Source organism: uncultured Friedmanniella sp. (genome assembly GCF_964244005.1).
In the GTDB taxonomy this organism is placed as follows: Bacteria; Actinomycetota; Actinomycetes; order Propionibacteriales; family Propionibacteriaceae; genus Microlunatus.
In genome coordinates this window covers 21,549-38,140 of the sequence record NZ_CAXTHG010000015.1, presented here as the reverse complement: position 1 = coordinate 38,140, position 16,592 = coordinate 21,549, and the positions used below count along the sequence as shown (strand labels likewise).

16 protein-coding genes are annotated in these 16,592 nt (G+C 70.6%); 7 read left to right on the top strand and 9 right to left on the bottom strand.

The genetic code is table 11. The annotated features are described in order from the left end of the window. Nucleotides 1-284: 284 nt before the first annotated feature. Nucleotides 285-1,322: an alcohol dehydrogenase AdhP gene (adhP, locus tag ACFE76_RS11250; protein WP_375431846.1), complete on the top strand. Its 1,038-nt coding sequence runs from the start codon at nt 285-287 to the stop codon at nt 1,320-1,322. Between the two features lie 115 nt (nt 1,323-1,437). Here the strand turns inward: adhP and ACFE76_RS11245 are convergent, their stop codons facing one another. After that, nucleotides 1,438-3,837: a phosphoketolase gene (locus tag ACFE76_RS11245; protein ID WP_375431845.1), complete on the bottom strand. Its 2,400-nt coding sequence runs from the start codon at nt 3,835-3,837 to the stop codon at nt 1,438-1,440. Nucleotides 3,838-3,977: 140 nt separating this feature from the next. On the opposite strand from ACFE76_RS11245, the gene ACFE76_RS11240 reads away from it, so the two are divergent. After that, complete coding sequence (locus tag ACFE76_RS11240) at nt 3,978-4,319, top strand: hypothetical protein (protein ID WP_375431844.1); 342 nt, start codon at nt 3,978-3,980, stop codon at nt 4,317-4,319. 73 nt (nt 4,320-4,392) lie between these two features. Here the strand turns inward: ACFE76_RS11240 and ACFE76_RS11235 are convergent, their stop codons facing one another. The 3 genes from ACFE76_RS11235 to ACFE76_RS11225 form a co-directional block, all read right to left on the bottom strand. Then, nucleotides 4,393-4,605, bottom strand: a complete 213-nt coding sequence (locus tag ACFE76_RS11235; protein ID WP_375431843.1) for a molybdopterin-binding protein — start codon at nt 4,603-4,605, stop codon at nt 4,393-4,395. Nucleotides 4,606-4,646: 41 nt separating this feature from the next. Continuing rightward, nucleotides 4,647-5,543: a GNAT family N-acetyltransferase gene (locus ACFE76_RS11230; RefSeq protein WP_375431842.1), complete on the bottom strand. Its 897-nt coding sequence runs from the start codon at nt 5,541-5,543 to the stop codon at nt 4,647-4,649. Nucleotides 5,544-5,730: 187 nt separating this feature from the next. Next, nucleotides 5,731-7,266: a glycosyltransferase family 2 protein gene (locus ACFE76_RS11225; protein WP_375431841.1), complete on the bottom strand. Its 1,536-nt coding sequence runs from the start codon at nt 7,264-7,266 to the stop codon at nt 5,731-5,733. Between ACFE76_RS11225 and ACFE76_RS11220 the strand changes: the two genes are divergently transcribed. Both ACFE76_RS11220 and ACFE76_RS11215 read left to right on the top strand, forming a co-directional pair. Next, the gene (locus ACFE76_RS11220; protein ID WP_375431840.1) at nt 7,265-7,489 is read left to right on the top strand and encodes a hypothetical protein; all 225 of its coding nucleotides are present in this window, start codon (nt 7,265-7,267) and stop codon (nt 7,487-7,489) included. The genes ACFE76_RS11225 and ACFE76_RS11220 overlap by 2 nt on opposite strands. Before the next feature lie 237 nt (nt 7,490-7,726). After that, complete coding sequence (locus ACFE76_RS11215) at nt 7,727-7,975, top strand: hypothetical protein (RefSeq protein WP_375431839.1); 249 nt, start codon at nt 7,727-7,729, stop codon at nt 7,973-7,975. 67 nt (nt 7,976-8,042) lie between these two features. Here the strand turns inward: ACFE76_RS11215 and ACFE76_RS11210 are convergent, their stop codons facing one another. Beyond that, nucleotides 8,043-8,720: a hypothetical protein gene (locus ACFE76_RS11210; RefSeq protein WP_375431838.1), complete on the bottom strand. Its 678-nt coding sequence runs from the start codon at nt 8,718-8,720 to the stop codon at nt 8,043-8,045. Nucleotides 8,721-8,977: 257 nt separating this feature from the next. On the opposite strand from ACFE76_RS11210, the gene ACFE76_RS11205 reads away from it, so the two are divergent. Continuing rightward, entirely contained in the window at nt 8,978-10,240 is a 1,263-nt protein-coding gene (locus ACFE76_RS11205) for a cytochrome P450 (protein ID WP_375431837.1), read from the top strand. Nucleotides 10,241-10,256: 16 nt separating this feature from the next. Here the strand turns inward: ACFE76_RS11205 and ACFE76_RS11200 are convergent, their stop codons facing one another. Beyond that, complete coding sequence (locus ACFE76_RS11200; RefSeq protein ID WP_375431836.1) at nt 10,257-11,549, bottom strand: multidrug effflux MFS transporter; 1,293 nt, start codon at nt 11,547-11,549, stop codon at nt 10,257-10,259. 101 nt (nt 11,550-11,650) lie between these two features. On the opposite strand from ACFE76_RS11200, the gene ACFE76_RS11195 reads away from it, so the two are divergent. Both ACFE76_RS11195 and ACFE76_RS11190 read left to right on the top strand, forming a co-directional pair. Next, on the top strand, nt 11,651-12,532 hold the full coding sequence (locus ACFE76_RS11195) for a helix-turn-helix transcriptional regulator (RefSeq protein ID WP_375431835.1): 882 nt from the start codon (nt 11,651-11,653) through the stop codon (nt 12,530-12,532). A 202-nt stretch (nt 12,533-12,734) separates the two neighbouring features. Then, on the top strand, nt 12,735-13,778 hold the full coding sequence (locus ACFE76_RS11190) for an NAD(P)-dependent alcohol dehydrogenase (protein ID WP_375431834.1): 1,044 nt from the start codon (nt 12,735-12,737) through the stop codon (nt 13,776-13,778). Here the strand turns inward: ACFE76_RS11190 and ACFE76_RS11185 are convergent. From ACFE76_RS11185 to ACFE76_RS11175, 3 genes are all read right to left on the bottom strand, one after another. Further along, nucleotides 13,742-14,131 carry a hypothetical protein gene (locus ACFE76_RS11185; protein ID WP_375431906.1) on the bottom strand — a complete coding sequence of 130 codons (390 nt, stop codon included), beginning with the start codon at nt 14,129-14,131 and terminating at the stop codon, nt 13,742-13,744. The two genes, ACFE76_RS11190 and ACFE76_RS11185, sit on opposite strands and share 37 nt — an antisense overlap. Before the next feature lie 170 nt (nt 14,132-14,301). Then, entirely contained in the window at nt 14,302-15,366 is a 1,065-nt protein-coding gene (locus tag ACFE76_RS11180; protein WP_375431833.1) for a glycosyltransferase, read from the bottom strand. Between the two features lie 212 nt (nt 15,367-15,578). Beyond that, on the bottom strand, nt 15,579-16,478 hold the full coding sequence (locus tag ACFE76_RS11175; protein ID WP_375431832.1) for a phosphotransferase family protein: 900 nt from the start codon (nt 16,476-16,478) through the stop codon (nt 15,579-15,581). Between the last annotated feature and the right edge of the window lie 114 nt (nt 16,479-16,592).

Here is a 16,592-nt window from a genome sequence, read left to right as displayed (position 1 = left end):
CGAGAGTGAGAGGGGTCGCGCACGACGTCCATCGAACGCCGACCAGGTGGTGGTCCCCATGGCCGAAGGTCGCCCACATCGGGCCCTTGGTCCCTGGCGCCACTGGGTCCCCGGTGCATTGCCCCGACCCCAGCCGTCGCCGGGCCACCCGTCCGCCCGGTCGGGACCTTTGGCCCTCACCCGCCACCGCTCGACCGACCACGCTCGGGACAGAACAGCCCGCTTGGGACGCCCGGTCGACCCGACCGGGCTGCAGCCGGCGGCTGACCGATGAGAGGTCCACCATGAAGGCAGCAGTCGTCACCGAGTTCGCCCGTCCGCTCGAGGTCGTGCAGCGCGAGATCCCGAAGCCGGCCGCGGGGCAGGTGCTGGTCCGGCTCGAGTGCTGCGGGCTCTGCCACACCGACATCCACGCGGCCGGCGGCGACTGGCCGGTGACGCCCACCCTGCCCTTCGTCCCCGGCCACGAGGGGGTCGGCATCGTCGAGCAGCTCGGCGACGGGGTCACGTCCCGGACGCTCGGTGAACGGGTCGCCATCGCCTGGCTGGGGGAGGCGTGCGGCGACTGCCGCTACTGCGTCGACGGGCGTGAGACGCTCTGCGAGCAGCAGGAGAACAGCGGTTACTCCGTGGACGGGGCCTTTGCCGAGTACGCGGTGGCGAGCGCCCGCTACGTCGTCCCGGTTCCGGACGGGGTCAGCCCGACCGACGCGGCGCCGTTGAGCTGCGCGGGGGTGACCACTTACAAGGCGCTCAAGGTGGCCCAGGTCAGCCCGACCGAGCGGGTCGGCATCTTCGGCATCGGCGGCCTCGGCCACCTGGCCGTCCAGTACGCCCGGATCATGGGCGCGTCGGTGGTCGCGATCGACATCGAGCAGCCCAAGCTCGACCTCGCCGCCGAGCTCGGCGCCGACCACCTGGTCAACGCCGGGACGACCGACCCGGTGGCGGCGCTGGCCGACCTGGGCGGTCTCGATGTCGCCCTCGTGCTGGCCGCCTCGACCCGCGTCTTCGAGCAGGCCTTCGCCTCGCTACGCCGGGGCGGGCGGCTGGTCTGCGTGGCGATGCCGGCCGACGGTGCGGCGATGAGCGTGCCGATCTTCGAGACCGTGGTCAAGGGACTGTCGGTCCTGGGCTCGATCGTCGGGACGCGGCAGGACCTGGCCGAGGTCTTCGCCCTGCACGCGGCGGGCAAGACCCGGGTGATCGCGCAGACCCGGCCGCTGGAAGAGGTCAACCAGGCGATCACGGAGGTGCTGGCCGGTCAGGTGCCCGCGCGGGTGGTCTTCTCATACGCTCTGTCGGCGGAGGCTGGGGCCTGACCGCCAGCCCTTCGACAGGATCAGCGGACAGCCTCGAAGATCGTGCGACATGGTGCCGCGTACTCGGGGCACCATGTCGCAACGTCTTCCGTTCGCGGCTGTCGAGGGCTCGCTATCAGGCCTGCGGCCAGGTCCAGCCGGTGATGGCCGGGTCGTCCTCGCCGTGCTCGCGGGTGTAGGCGCGAGCGGCGAGCCGGGCGTCGGCCATCTGCTGGCGCAGCGTGGCGGCCCGGCTGCCGAGGGAGGGCACTCGGTCGATCACGTCCATCACCAGGGTGAAGCGGTCGAGGTCGTTCATCATCACCATGTCGAACGGGGTCGTCGTGGTGCCTTCCTCCTGGTACCCGCGGACGTGGATGTTGGCGTGCCCGTGCCGGCGGTAGGTCAGCCGGTGGATCAGCGATGGATAGCCGTGGTAGGCGAAGATCACCGGCTTGTCGGTGGTGAACAGCGCGTCGAAGTCGCGGTCGGACAGCCCGTGCGGGTGCTCGGTCTCTGGTTCCAGCCGCATCAGGTCGACCACGTTGACCACCCGGACGGCCAGCTCAGGCAGGTGCTCACGCAGCAGCGCGGCCGCGGCCACGGTCTCCAGGGTCGGGGTGTCCCCGGCGCAGGCGAGGACGACGTCCGGCTCGCCGTCGGAGGTGCCCGCCCAGGGCCAGATGCCCAGCCCGCGGGTGCAGTGGGCGATCGCCTCGGGCATCGCCAGGTAGGTCAGGGCAGACTGCTTGCCGGCCACGATCACGTTGACGTAGTGCCGGCTGCGCAGGCAGTGGTCGGTGACCGAGAGCAGCGTGTTGGTGTCCGGCGGCAGGTAGACCCGGACGATCTCGGACTTCTTGTTGACCACGTGGTCGATGAAGCCGGGATCCTGGTGGGACAGGCCGTTGTGGTCCTGGCGCCAGACGTGGGAGGACAGCAGGTAGTTGAGGGAGGCGATCGGCGCCCGCCACGGGATGTGCCGGGTCGTCTTCAGCCACTTGGCGTGCTGGTTGAACATCGAGTCGACGATGTGGATGAACGCCTCGTAGCAGTTGAACAGCCCGTGCCGGCCGGTGAGCAGATAGCCCTCGAGCCAGCCCTGGCACAGGTGCTCCGACAGCACCTCCATCACCCGGCCGTCGGGGCTGAGGTGGACGTCCCCGGGCAGCGTCTCGGCGTCCCAGGCCCGGTCGGTCGCCTCGAACACCAGCTGCAGCCGGTTGGAGGCGGTCTCGTCCGGTCCCATCACCCGGAACTGGTCGGGGTTGCGGGTGATGATGTCGCGGAGGAAGGCGCCCATCTCCTTGGTCGCCTCGCTCTCGGTCGTCGCCGGGTGCTCGACGGCGACGGCGTAGTCGCGGAAGTCGGGCATCGAGAGGTCGCGCAGCAGCCGACCGCCGTTGGCGTGCGGGTTGGCGCTCATCCGCCGGTCGCCGACGGGGGCGAGCGCGGCCAGCTCAGGCACCAGCCGGCCGGTGGCGTCGAACAGCTCCTCGGGGCGATAGCTGCGCAGCCAGGTCTCGAGCTGGGCGCGGTGCTCCGGGTTGGTCCGGGTGGCGGCGAGCGGCACCTGGTGGGAGCGGAACGTGCCCTCCACGGGCAGTCCGTCGACCACGGCGGGCCCGGTCCAGCCCTTCGGCGTCCGCAGGATGATCATCGGCCAGCGTGGTCGTGCGGGAGCGCTGGAGCCGACGCCCAGTGCGTACGGGGCGTCCCGGAACTCCTCCTGGATCGCGGCGATCCGGTCCAGCACGGTGTCCAGGGTCGCCGCCAGCTCTTCGTGCACCGCCGCGGGATCGGAACCACTGACCAGGAACGGCTCGTAGCCGTAACCCCGCATCAAGGCGTTCAGCTCGTCCTCGGGGATCCGCGCGAGCACGGTGGGGTTGGCGATCTTGTAGCCGTTGAGGTGCAGGATCGGCAGCACGGCGCCGTCGGTGACCGGGTTGAGGAACTTGTTCGAGTGCCAGCTCGCCGCGAGCGGGCCGGTCTCGGCCTCGCCGTCGCCGATGACACAGGCCACGACCAGGTCGGGGTTGTCGAACGCCGCTCCGAACGCGTGCACCAGTGCGTAGCCGAGCTCGCCGCCCTCGTGGATCGACCCGGGGGTCTCCGGCGCCACGTGGCTGGGAATGCCGCCAGGGAAGGAGAACTGGCGGAACAGGGCCCGCATCCCGTCCTCGTCCCGGCTGATCGGCGCGTACACCTCGGAGTAGGTGCCCTCCAGGTACGCGTTGGCCACCAGGCCCGGCCCGCCGTGGCCCGGACCCGTGACGTAGAGGGCGTTCAGGTCCCGGCTCTTGATCACCCGGTTGAGGTGCGCGTAGACCAGGTTGAGCCCCGGCGTGGTGCCCCAGTGCCCGAGCAGTCGCGGCTTGACGTGCTCAGCTGCGAGCGGCTCGCGGAGCAGTGGGTTGTCCAACAGGTAGATCTGGCCGACGGACAGGTAGTTGGCGGCCCGCCAGTAACGGTCGATCAGCTCCAGCTCGTCCGAGGACGCCGCTCGGGTGGTGGTCGGCATCGGGATGGTCACAGGGTTCCCCTTCGTGCGACGAGTGAAGACGGTCGTACTCCAGCCAACGCTGAGGAGGTTCGGCCGCCCAGTGCCCGAAGGTCGCTCAGGTCGGGACGTTGGTCCCTGGTGCGGCCGCAGCCGCCCGTCAGGCTCAAGTCATGCACCGCGTAGACCCGACCACCCACACCGTCGAGATGGACCAGATCGCCGAGCTGAACGAGCTCTTACGTCAGTACCGGCCCGACACCATCACCGCCGCCGACCTGGACCTCGCCGGTGCGGCGACCGCGCCGGCCCCGACCAGCCCGCTGTCGGCGACGGCTGTCCTGGTCGAGCTGCGCTGGGACGGCTCGCCGGCGTACCCCTACATCCACGGCGCTTTCGGTTCCGGCACCGGGGCCCGGACGGTGCTGCTGCACACCCACGCGCTGCGCGAGCTCAGCCACCGGCTGCACGCCCACCACATCTGGGGCGTCGGCAGCGTGCCCGACCCCGCCTGAGGCACAGAGTGTAAGTGTGTGTCCTGATGTCGGGACACAAACTCACACTCTGTCGGTCCATCGAGCGTGAGGCTTAGTCCTCGACGCCCAGCATGACCTCGGTGGCCTTGATCAGCGCGGTAACCGGGGCGCCGACGGTCAGCCCGAGCTCCTCGACGCCGTCGCGGGTCACCGATGCGGTCACCTGCTGGCCGCCGTCCAGGTCGATCTTGACGATGGTCATCACCGAGCCCACCTCGATGGCGGCGACGGTGCCCTTCAGCTGGTTACGGGTGGACAGACGCATGGGTGCTCCTCGAGTTGAGCCCGGTCGGGCAGACGATCAGGCTAGCCGCGGCCCCCGCGCTGGACCTGGTGCATCACCTCGACCGGTCGGAACCCGAACGCGGCGTTGATCACCTGCATCGGACTGTTGAGCTCGTCGGTCCAGGTGTGCAGGTGCCGCACCTGCGGTGCCCGGTGCTGAAGCACGGCTAGCACTGTCGCTTTGAGCAGCGTGCCGATCCGCCGGCCACGGTGGGCGGCCAGGACGTAGGTGTCGTCCTGGACGGCGTTGGTCGGGTCGTCGCCGTGGACGAGCACCTGGCTGTAGCCCGCCGCGCGGCCGTCGGGCGCCGTCGCCAGTCCGACGACCGAGAGATAGCCGCGAGCAGCCAGCCGCTCGTCGCGTGCGGCCAGTGAGGCGGCCGTCACCACCTCCGGATCGGCATCGAGCTCGCCCGCGGGAACGTCGGCGTTCATCCCGGTCCGTAACGCCGCCAGCGTCTCCAGGTGCTCCTTCGGGGTGGGACCGCACCAGCTGGTGACTCGATAGCCGTGCTCAGCAGCACGGGTGCTGCGGCTGAGCTTGTCCAACCGGTCGTCGTGTACGGGCAGGTCGAGCACGAGCCGGAGCTCGGTGTGGACGGTTCCGAAGCCCTGCGCGGCCGCGAACCCCAGTCCTGGCGACGTCGGGTCGGCGGCGTTGACCTCACCGGTCAGCGTGGTCAGTCCCGCCGCGTCGGCCTGCTCGAGGGCCGCGGTCAACAGCCGGCTGCCCAGCCCTAGCCGGCGCTGCTCGGGGACGACGTTGACGTCCACCTCGCCGAGGTGGGTGTTCTGCTCCGTGTCGCGCTCGAGCACGGCCGTCCCGAGACAGACGGCACCGTCGAAGACCCCGAACGCGGTGCGGACGGCCCGGCTCTGGTCGGTGAGCTGGCGGCGCAGGGCGGTCGGCGACACCACGAGCGGCGCGTACCGTCCGTGGGCGGCGCCGGCGCTCAGCGCGGCGTACCAGGTGGCGAACGCGTCGTCGTCCCGGCGTCGAGGACGATGACGGTGAGCATGCCGTCAGCACATCACGGACGGCGTGGGATCCGTACCGGGATACGTCGAACGGATGCGGATGGTCTCGGCCGCCAGCTGAATCGGCTCAGGTGCGACCGCGGTGGCGTAGCCGCCGAGCCAGCCTCCGAGTTGCTCGCAGGATCGTGGCACCCGGCCGGCCAGGTCGGGCGACCGTGAAGTCGCCGCGGGCCAGCATGGTGGCGGGCTTGGACCGGTCAGGTCTGCGTATCCGGGTCCGCAGCTGGAATCCGAGCAGGTCGGCCCGCAGCCATATCCGCCAGGTGTCAGGGGCCAACCGTTGACCGAAGGCGACGCGGCTCGGTTGGATCACCGCCGCCACCGAGACGACCAGGTGGCTCTGAGCCCCGTGTGGGACGAAACGGGCTCGACCGTGCCCGGGAACGGCCCACTCGACTCCGGAGCGCCGGCCTCGGACCGACACCTCCACCACCGAGCTCGCCAGCTCCGACGACAGGTCGAGGTGGCGTACCAGGTGTTGGTTGAGATCCTCGGGCAGCGAGCGCCGCAGCCCGACCGGGCCGCTCTCGAACGGCACCGGATGGCCGGCGGCATCGCAGACGGTGGCCTCGGCGCGTACGGCCAGCCCTCGGACTCCTCGTCGGTAGCGGATGTCGTCGAGCCGGAGTGTCATCCCGCGGTCCAGGTGGGCCAGCGTCACCAGGGTCTCCTGGGCGCCGGCGCGCAGCAGCGCCGACCTGGTCTGGTCCGCCGCCGCGAGCTTGGCGTCCAACGACTCCGGAAACAGGTCGAGCACCCCGCCCAAGTCCGCCATCAAGGCTGCTCGCCGCCTCGGTGACGCTGACGCAAAGCTGGTGCCGACCCGGCGGAGGACGCGTCCTCGGTACCAGCGCAGCAGCAGCTGGTCACGCGCCGGGCCAGGAAGCTCCAGCGCCGGCTGCAGCGAGGTGCGGAAGGAGTTCCAGTACGCGTCCTTGTGCAGACCCTGACTGTGCGCGTTACCCGGATGAATGACCCACTGGTAGCAGGGATAGTCCGCGAGGACGCTGATCCGCGCGGCTCGGGCGAAGACCTGAGCGTTGAACGCGTAGTCCTCCAGCCGGACCCGGCCCTCGGGGAAGCTCACGTCGTGGTCGAGGAGGAACTGCCGACGGTAGAGCTTGTGTGGGGTGAGGAGCTGCAAGAGCGACTGGTTGAGCTGTTCGACCACGGGCTGGTTGGCCTTCCACGTCGTCCAGCCGGCGGTCGCACCGCCCTTGACGACTTCCTTCCCCAGGAGCACATCCGAGCGGTTCTGCTTCGCGTACGTGTACATCCGCTCGAGCGCCTCGGGAAAGAGATAGTCGTCATGGTCGACGAACAACACGTACTCGCCGCGGGCGTGCTTGACGCCCACATTTCGGGGTCGACCGGGCCAACCGCTCCGTTCAATGCTGTGCACCTGGACGTTGTGGTGGCGCTCGGCCAGGCTGCGGCAGTACGCGACGGTGGTGTCGGTGGAGCCATCGTCGACGAACACCAGCTCGTACTCGTCCTCGTGAAGACTTTGCCGGAGCAAGGAGCGCACCGTCTTGGCCAGCCGGGTGCCGCTGTTGTAGGTGGCCATCACCACGCTCACCTTGACTGGACCAGGCGGGGTCATGACGCTGACGATACCGAGTCGAGACGGGCTGGGAGGCTCACGTCTCGATCTGCCACAGCTGGGCTCTGTACCCCAGGAGTTCCGCGAGGTCGTCGTGGCCGTGGCCCGCAAGGGCTCCGCTCCGTTGAAGCAGATCGCGAAGGACTTCGGGATCTCCGAAGGCTGCCCGTGGAACTGGATGAAGACGGCCGACGTCGAGGATAGTCTTCCCGCTTGCCCGTGAGATGGCCGCGACCGGCGCCCCGATCAGGGTGCCGGTCGCGGTGGCGTGCAGGGTGCTGGGCCTGTCGAGGCAGGGGTACGACAAGTGGCTGGCCGACCCGGTCAGCCAGCGCGACAGGGACGACGCGCACGTCATTGACGCATTGCTCGACCTCCACGAAGACGACCCGACACTGGGCTACCGGTTCCTCACCGACGAGCTCCGCGACGTCGACATCACCGCCTCGGAGAACCGGGAGTGGCGGCTCTGCTCGACCGCAGGGGTGTTCGCCTCCCAGCACCGGCGCCGGGCAAGGGTGGCAAGCCGGGCCCGCCGGTCCACGACGACCTGCTGGGCGTCGTCGACGAACACGGCCGCGTCACCCACGAGTTCACCGCCGGCGCGCCGAACGAAGTGTGGCTGACCGACATCGAGCGCCACGAAGCGTTCCCGAACCCTGCGGTGGTGAAAGGACACCGCCTGACGTCTGTCGCAGCAGGCGTTTGACGCTCAAGGACGGTTGGCTACTCCCGTGGGTGGCTCCACCCAGACGACCAGAAGCCGATGGACACCCTCACGTGTTCGGAACGGAGGTCGCCTTCGTGTCGGTGAGGTAGCGGCTGGGGTCGCTGGCGGGGCGGGCGCCGACGTAGAGCCAGCGCGCAAAGCCGACCGGGTGCCGGCGTTCCAGCTCGTCGAGATAGCCCTGGCGTGCCTCGACCAGCTGGGTGACCCGGTCGAGGTCGTCGCAGCGTTCCAGAGCCAGGAAGCTGAGCCGCCAGGCCTGGCAGAGCTCAGCGTCGGTCCACGACGGATCGACCGTACGGACGGCGTCCGGCACCCGGAGGCCAACGCGGGCCAGAGACGCGGCTGTCGGCGCGGTCGCTGCGGAACCCGTGATCCGGGACCGGGCGACCCGGCCGTACCGAGCGGCCATCGCGATGACCTGGGGGGAGACCGCCGCCAGCAGCACCAGCGGCGGCACGGCTCCCGGTCCCAGCAGGTGCACCAGGCCGACAATGCCGAGGCAGGCGCCGAGTCCGATGACCAGCCGCAGGAGCAGGCGCTCGAGCTGCTCCGGGGTCAAGCCGGATCCGGTCAGCCGCTCGCCGAGGTAGGTCAGGGCGAGCACCCCGACCGTCATGCTCAGCACGTTGCCCGCCGGCAGTACCAACAGGCTGATGAAGGTCCCGAGCCCGAGAACGGTGACGGCGGTCGCCGTCCAGGCGATCGAGTAGGGGCGCGGCGTCATGGGTTCTCCGGGAAAGAGAGGGGCACGGGTGAGGCCACCCCCTGCTGCTGCCCGGGACGCGCGCTCGCGGTGCGCACCCGGCCGACCTGGCCCACTCCTCACTCTGCCCGCCTGAGGACCGCGCTCGTAGGGTCGAACGTCCATCGTTGGGCGGGACGTTGGTCCCGGCGAGACCAACGGACACGGGACCTGCGCGAGCGGGAGCACACTGGGGCGGGAGGGGCGCACGACCGGGCTGCGCCGAGTCGGGAGGGTCGATGAACGTCGTCGTGTCGCTGGTGCGGGAGCTCGTGGTGGTGCGGTCGGCGACGGCCTGGCACGGATACGTGGGCCGGGACCCGTTCGCCCGGCTGCAGCTCGCCGAGGGCCACCGGGACCCGTACGCCCTGTACGCCGAGGTCCGCGCCCGGGGTGAGGTGATCCCCAGCCCGATGATCGGCTTCCAGACCGCGAGTCATCGCGTCTGCCGCGAGGTGCTGCGCGACCGACGGTTCGGGGTGCAGGCCGAGGGCGCGCTGAACCGCGGCGACGGGCAGATGTCGCTGCTGGAGCTCGACCCGCCCGACCACACCCGGCTCCGCCGGCTCGCCGCCCCGGCCTTCACGCCCCGCGCGCTGGCGGGCACCCGGAGCCGGATCGAGGCGGTGGTGGACGGGCTGCTGGACGCCGCGCCGCGCGAGGGGCCGTTCGACCTGGTGTCCGGGCTCGCGTCGCCGCTGCCGATCGCGGTGATCACCGACCTGCTGGGCGTACCGGCGGCCAACAGCGCGGCCTTCGCCCGGTACGGCGCGACCATCGGCAGCGCGCTGTCGGGTCCTCAGTCCGTCGCCCACGTGGTGCGGCTGATCGAGGCCAACCGTCAGCTGACGCGGGTGATGACGCAGGTGTTCGAGCACCGGCGGCGCGAACCCGGCGACGACCTGGTCAGCCGGCTGCTGGCCAGCGAGGGCGACCAGCTCGATCCTGCCGAGCTCGCCCCGCTGTGCATGCTGCTGCTGCTCGCGGGCTTCGAGACGACCGTCAACCTGATCGGCAACACGGTGCTCGCGCTGCTCGACCGCCCCGACCAGTGGCAGGCCGTGGTCGAGGACCCGTCGCTGGCCGCGGCCGCCGTCGAGGAGACGCTGCGCTGGGACGCGCCCGTCCAGCGCACCTTCCGGGCACCGACGACCGACGTGGAGCTGGCCGGCGTCGCGGTCCCGAAGGGCGCGATGGTGATGCTGTTCCTCGCCGGGGCCAACCGCGACCCGGCGGCCTTCGACGACCCGGACACCTTCGACCTGACCCGCTTCGACTCTGCCCGGACCGGCGGGGCCGAGCACCTCGGCTTCTCCGCCGGCATCCACTACTGCCTGGGTGCGCCGCTCGCCCGGCTCGAGGCCGTCGTCGCGGTCCAGCGGCTGGTCGAACGGTTCCCCCGGCTGCAACGGGCGGGCCGGTTGCGGCGACGCAACGGGACGGTGATCCGCGGACCGGCCGAGCTCCTGGTCGCTCAGCCGGCCGCGGTGCTGGCGGCCTGAGCTCCTCGGCCTGAGCTCACCGGTCGAGGCGGGGTCGGGGACGGGCCAGGACCAGCAGGCCGACCATGGAGGCCGCCGCTCCGGCCACCATCAGGACGGCCATCGGGACCGCCGTGTCCTCGCCACCCAAGCCCGCGATCGGGGCGATCGTGCCGGCCGCGACCCACTGGACGAAGCCGAGCAGCGCCGAGCCGGTGCCCGGGTGCTCAGGTACCTCCGCCGAGGCGAGCGCGCCGCCGTTCGGCCCGATCAGCCCCTGCGCGGTCATCAGCACGAAGAAGCTGACCAGGGCCACCACGAGCGGCGTGTCGAACCAGAGCGCACCGACCAGCATCGCCAGCCCGGCGGCGAGGGCGGCGACCTGGCCGCCGAGGATCAACGTCCGGGTGGCGACCCGACCGGCCAGTCGGGCGGCGGCGAGGGCAGCCAGGGTCATCCCGCCCGCGTTGGCGGCGAAGTCGACCGAGTAGGCGATCGGGGTCAGCCCGTTCATCGACTGCAGCACGAACGCCGAGGTAGCGACGTAGGCGAACAGCGCCCCCATCGCGGACCCGCTGACCACGAGATACCCGACGTAGTGTCGGTTTCGCAGCAGCTGTCGGGCGGCGCCGCCGAAGGCCCGGAGCCCGCCGGCGTGCCGACGCTCGGGCGGCAGCGTCTCCGGCACCGCGACCAGCACGGCCACGACCATCGCCAGCCCGAGCGCGCCCACGACCCAGAACGAGACCCGCCAGTGGGACAGCTGCAGGATCACCGCGCCGAGCAGTGGCCCGACGACGGGGGCGATCCCGCCGACGGCGGCGATCACGTTCAGCACCCGGACCAGCTGCGCGCCCGTGGCCAGGTCGACGATCACGGCTCGGCCGATCACCATCGCCCAACCGCCGGCAAAGCCCTGCACCAGCCGGGCCGCCATCATCACCCAGATCGTCGGGGCCAGCGCGCAGACGACCGAGGCCAGCGTCATCACCACGACGGCGGCCAGCAGCGGCCGCCGCCGACCCCGCTGGTCCGAGACCGGGCCGCCGACCAGCTGACCGAGGGCCATCCCGACGAAGAAGGTCGTCAGGGTCAGCTGCACCTGGGTCGCCGACGAGGACAGGTCGCGGGCGACCCGCGGGAAGGCCGGCACGTACATGTCGGTCGCCAGCGGGGCGATGGCGGTCAGGAACACCACCGTCGCCACCAGGCCGGACGTGACCCGGGCCCGCCGCTGGTCCGGGTCGGCGGCCGGGGCTGGTCCGTCGCCCAGGTACTCGCACTCCGGGTTGTACCCCAGGTGCGGGGTGGTCGTCGTCTCGTGAGGCACGGGACCAGTCAACCGCTAACCACGCGCGCGTGGGAGGCCCTGCCGCGAGGTGTACTGACAGGGCCTCCCAGCCGCTCGCGCGGCGCCGTAGCGTCGAGCCCGTGGACAACCGAGCCGAGGTCCGCGAGTTCCTCATCTCGCGCCGAGCCAAGATCACCCCGGAGCAGCTGGGGCTGCCGACGAGCGGGCTCCGCCGCGTACCCGGTCTGCGCCGCGGTGAGGTCGCGGCGCTGGCCGGGGTCAGCATCGAGTACTACTCCCGGCTCGAGCGCGGCAACCTCGCCGGGGTGTCGGTGTCGGTCCTCGACGCCATCGCCCGCGCCTTGGCGCTCGACGACTCCGAGCGGGCCCACCTCTTCCACCTCGTGCACGCCGCCGACGGCACCAGCGCCGGCATGCGGCCCCGTCGACGACCCAGTCCCCGCTGGACGCCACGGCCGACCCTGCAGTGGGTCCTCGACCGGTTCACCGCCCCGGCGATCGTCCGCAACGGCCGGATGGACCTGCTCGCCGTCAACCACCTCGGCCGCGCCCTGCACGACAGCCTCTACGAGGCCGCCGTCGGCGCAGTGCCGAACTTCGCCCGGTTCACGTTCCTGCACCTGGACGCCGCCCACGACTTCTACCCCGACTGGGACCAGGCGGCTGACATCTGCGTCGCGATCCTGCACACCGAAGCCGGCCGCGACGCCTACGACCGGGACCTGCAGGACCTGGTCGGGGAGCTGTCCACCCGCAGCGACGACTTCCGCCGCCGCTGGGGCATCCACGACGTCCGCCTGCACGGCGCCGGGAGCAAACGCTTCCACCACGCGGTCGTCGGGGACCTCGACCTCGCCTACGAGAGCGTCGACATGGTCTCCGAGCCCGGCCTGACCCTCACCCTGTACGCCGCCGAACCCGCCTCGGCGACCGCCCATGCGCTCGACCTGCTGGACTCGTGGACCAGCACCCGGGCCGAGACCCGCGCGGCACCCTCGTGAGCCCGGGTAGAGTCGGGAGCACAGGCAGGCCGCGGTAGAGAGAGCTGACGCGGCGGCCGAAGACGTCGCGAGGCGCTGGCGCCCCTCACCCAAGGGTGTCGACACGGGCTGACCGTCCCCTCGCCAACGCTCACGAGAACCACCCGTCCACCGGATGAGTGCCGGCCGAGCCGCCACGTCCACCCCGATCAAGGAGACACCCATGAGAACCGTCCACGCCTACGCCGCCCCGAGCGCCACCGCGCCGCTCGAGCCCACCACCATCGAGCGCCGCGACGTCGGTCCGCGCGAGATCCTGATCGACATCAAGTTCGCCGGCATCTGCCACTCCGACATCCACACCGCGCGCGGTGAGTGGGGGGACGCGGGCTGGCCCATCGTCGTCGGCCACGAGATCGCCGGCCTCGTCGCCGAGGTCGGCTCGGAGGTAGACAAGCACACCGTCGGGGACCGGGTCGGGGTCGGCTGTCTGGTCGACTCCTGCCGTGAGTGCGACAGCTGCCTCAAGGGCCTCGAGCAGTACTGCCTGAACGGCAACATCGGCACCTACGGCAGCACCGGCCGCGACGGCCTCCCCACCGCCGGCGGCTACTCCACCCACATCGTCGTCGACCAGGACTTCGCCCTCAAGATCCCCGAGGGCATCGAGCTGGACGCCGCGGCCCCGCTGCTCTGCGCCGGAATCACCCTCTTCTCGCCGCTGAACCACTGGAACGCCGGCCCGGGCAAGAAGGTGGCCATCGTCGGTCTCGGCGGGCTCGGCCACATGGGCGTCAAGATCGCCCACGCCATGGGCGCCGAGGTCACCGTGCTCAGCCAGTCGCTGAAGAAGCAGGAGGACGGGCTACGGCTCGGCGCCGACGCCTACTACGCCACCAGCGACCCCGACACCTTCGAGCAGCTCAAGGGCCAGTTCGACCTGATCGTCAACACCGTCTCGGCCAACCTGGACCTGGACGCCTACATGGGTCTGCTGGCCGTGGACGGCACGCTGGTCGAGGTCGGCGCCCCCGAGCACCCGATGTCGCTCAAGGCGTTCTCGCTGCTGCCCGGGCGCCGGAGCCTCGCCGGCTCCAGCATCGGCGGCATCCCCGAGACCCAGCAGATGCTCGACTTCTGCGCCGAGCACGGCCTGGGCGCTGAGATCGAGGTCATCGCGGCCGACCAGATCAACGAGGCCTGGGAGCGCGTCGTCGCCAGCGACGTCCGCTACCGGTTCGTCATCGACACCTCGACGCTGGGCTGACCCAGGTCGGCGTACGCGCCGTTGGCGGCCAGGTAGGCGCGCCAGCCGCCGTACGCGGTGATGTCCCGGGCACCGGCGGTGGCGTAGGGCTCCACCAGGAAGCCGGGTCGTCGGCTGCCGTCGGCGAGCTCGACCGAGCCGATGGTCATCGGGGCCGGCAGCCCGGCCACGAAGCAGCCGAAGCCGGCCGCCGGCAGCCGCCACCGTTCCCCGACCACGGCCGAGCCGTCGGCGGCCACCCGGATCAGCCCGGGCTTGGCCGGCACCGTCGGCAGCGCCCAGAGCCGGTAGGTCGGAGCCGTACGGACGGCTCCGACCAGCTGGCCGCCCCGGGCGAGGAGCTCGGCGTGCAGTCGGACACGACGAACACCGCGCTCTCAGTGTCCGAAGTCGATCTCGCCTAGACGGTAGGGCGGGCTTAGGCCAGGCTTAGGCCTGGCTTAGGCCTCGCTCATACCATCTAGCACAGGGGCGTCCGGGGGTCGCGATCCCGGGGTCGGATGATGGCCACCTGATGGGCGGCCTAACCGTCCAGAGTCGCGAACAGGGCTGCGTACCGAAGGGCAACCTTCGTCCAGTCGAATTCAGCGAGACGGGCCGGATCAACGCCGTCAGGCTCGTGGTCGAGGACCGAGACGATGGCGTCAGCGAGCTGTGACTCGGAGCGGGGGTCGAAGACCCCGATCCCGCTGAACTCGCGGACAATCTCACCGACGGCATGGGACACGATCAGCGGGCTGCCGCAGGACATGGCCTCAAGGCTGACGAGCGAAAAGCTTTCGGCCAGAGAGGGGACGACGGTCGCGTCGGCGCGACGGTAGTAGGAGACGAGTGCGTCGTGGGGGACGTGCGGGACGAAACGGATCTGGGGACCGATCTCGAGTTGTTCCGCCAGCGCTCGAAGAGCCGGAAGCAGCGGGCCGTCCCCGATCACAACGACGACCAGCTCGACACTGCGCCGGACCCGCCGCGCGGCGCGAAGGAGCAGCTTGACGTTCTTCCGGGGTATCAGCTGCCCGACATGGAGGATGACTTTGGCGCCTGGCGGGATGTCGAGCGCCGACTCGTCGGCGGGACCGGGACAGAACCGAGTGAGATCAACACCCGGAGGGATGATGGCGCGGACGCGGAAGCCGTCGCGTTCGAGTTCTGTCGCCTGTTCTCGCCCCACGGCGACGAGCGTCGCCTGCGATCTCAAGACCGGATGATCGAGCCGACGCCGGTCGTACCCGTGGACGGTCACGACCGTGGGGCGCCCGCTCGCCACGGCCAAGAATGCCTGCTGTCCGGTGCCGTGCACGTTGATAACCCGGTAATCGGGCAACGAGGCGCGGTGGACGACGGTGACCTGCTCCCGCGACCGGCCTAGGGGCTTGACGAAGCCCGGAAGGCTGCGAAAGACCTCCTCCACAGGTCGTTCTGGTCGCTTGGATTTGCCGGCGACTGGGCCCAGGCTGTTGTTCAGACAGTCGACCAGCAGGTCGACCGGGAGACCAGCCCCCGCGAGAGCCTGTGCCAGCTTCACCGCGTACACCTCGCTGCCGCACACGCCCGGTCCTGGGTCGTCCATGGTCAGCAGTGTCTTCATCAGCCTCCCGTCGGTCGTGAACGACGACTTACGTGCGCCGAGGCGAACCCGCCGCCGCGCTGCAGCCAAGGCTGCGGCCGTACGACCGGTCCGGCCGTACGAGCAGCGGCCCCGATGCCAGGATCATCCTTAGAGAGACGCCAGTCGGCGAGTGCTCACCAGCTGGAGCAGACGGCGCCGCTCGCCGGGCCGGTACGCCCGCTCGAGTGGTCTCAGCGTCTGGCGAAACGGTCGATGACCTCAATGCAGCGTCGGATCTGCGCCTGCGAGGCCGGGTTCTTCCACGCGAGCAGCTCGAGCGACCAGTCGATCGCGAAAGCCGCTGTCCAGTCGTCGGCCGCCTCCTTGGGACTCGTGATTCGTTCGTACCCGCGACGGAGCACATCGATCTGGTCGTCTAGCGGCTCGCCGGCAGTTACCTCCCAACGGGCGAGATCGAACGCGGGCGAAGCAGGCCCTGCGAACTCCCAGTCGAGCACCCCGACGATGGCCCCCTCGTCCACCAGCAGGTTCTTGGGGAGGAAGTCTCCTTGACCCAGCGCGGAGAGCGAGGGCACGCCGACTGCGATCGCCTCGCACAAGAAGTCGGCGCCGCGTTCGACCGTGGCAGCCGCGGCCGGTCCGAACGTCTCTCCAAGGCTTCGTGACACAGCCGCGACGGTGTGGCTCTCGGGATGGCGCAATGGGTGCGGGATGCCATGCTCCCCGTCGGGGACCACGCTGTGCACGCGCGCCATCTTCTCGCCCGCGTCTAGGAGCAGCTGTTCGACGTCGTGGTCCGACAGCAGCGGAAGAATTTCATCCAGCGATCGGCCGGGAAGCAACTCCTGTACCGAGAAGGACAACACGTCGTCGCCGTACTCGCGGTGTTCGAGACCGAAGACCTCCGGCGTCGGCACGCCCGCCGCACGCGCTTGCGTCATCAGGTGCGCCTCGTCTCCGAACCACGGCGCATCCTGGTGCGCGATCCGGACCACGACGACGCGTCCGGACGCGAGTTCCGCGCGATAGGTCTCGTTCATCCCGCCGCCCGCCAGCGAGGTGGTCCGCACGACACCGTGGCCGCACACCGATCGCGCCACCGTGTCGATCATCGAAAAGGGTGTCTTCACCGCTCGATCTCCGCGCACCGACGTAGAACCGCCTCAACGACACATAGCAGACAGGGTAAAATTGTGCCCCCAGCGAGATGCCTTCGACGCTTCGTGGGAGCGATCGGAGACTAC

What these genes read in the sequence shown, in the direction of transcription:
- ACFE76_RS11210 (WP_375431838.1), bottom strand. Translation starts at nt 8,720, where the DNA reads ATGACGCCGCGCCCCTACTCGATCGCCTGGACGGCGACCGCCGTCACC.
- ACFE76_RS11205 (WP_375431837.1), top strand. Translation starts at nt 8,978, where the DNA reads ATGAACGTCGTCGTGTCGCTGGTGCGGGAGCTCGTGGTGGTGCGGTCG.
- ACFE76_RS11180 (WP_375431833.1), bottom strand. Translation starts at nt 15,366, where the DNA reads ATGAAGACACTGCTGACCATGGACGACCCAGGACCGGGCGTGTGCGGC.
- adhP (WP_375431846.1), top strand. Translation starts at nt 285, where the DNA reads ATGAAGGCAGCAGTCGTCACCGAGTTCGCCCGTCCGCTCGAGGTCGTG.
- ACFE76_RS11240 (WP_375431844.1), top strand. Translation starts at nt 3,978, where the DNA reads ATGCACCGCGTAGACCCGACCACCCACACCGTCGAGATGGACCAGATC.
- ACFE76_RS11220 (WP_375431840.1), top strand. Translation starts at nt 7,265, where the DNA reads ATGACGCTGACGATACCGAGTCGAGACGGGCTGGGAGGCTCACGTCTC.
- ACFE76_RS11190 (WP_375431834.1), top strand. Translation starts at nt 12,735, where the DNA reads ATGAGAACCGTCCACGCCTACGCCGCCCCGAGCGCCACCGCGCCGCTC.
- ACFE76_RS11235 (WP_375431843.1), bottom strand. Translation starts at nt 4,605, where the DNA reads ATGCGTCTGTCCACCCGTAACCAGCTGAAGGGCACCGTCGCCGCCATC.
- ACFE76_RS11225 (WP_375431841.1), bottom strand. Translation starts at nt 7,266, where the DNA reads ATGACCCCGCCTGGTCCAGTCAAGGTGAGCGTGGTGATGGCCACCTAC.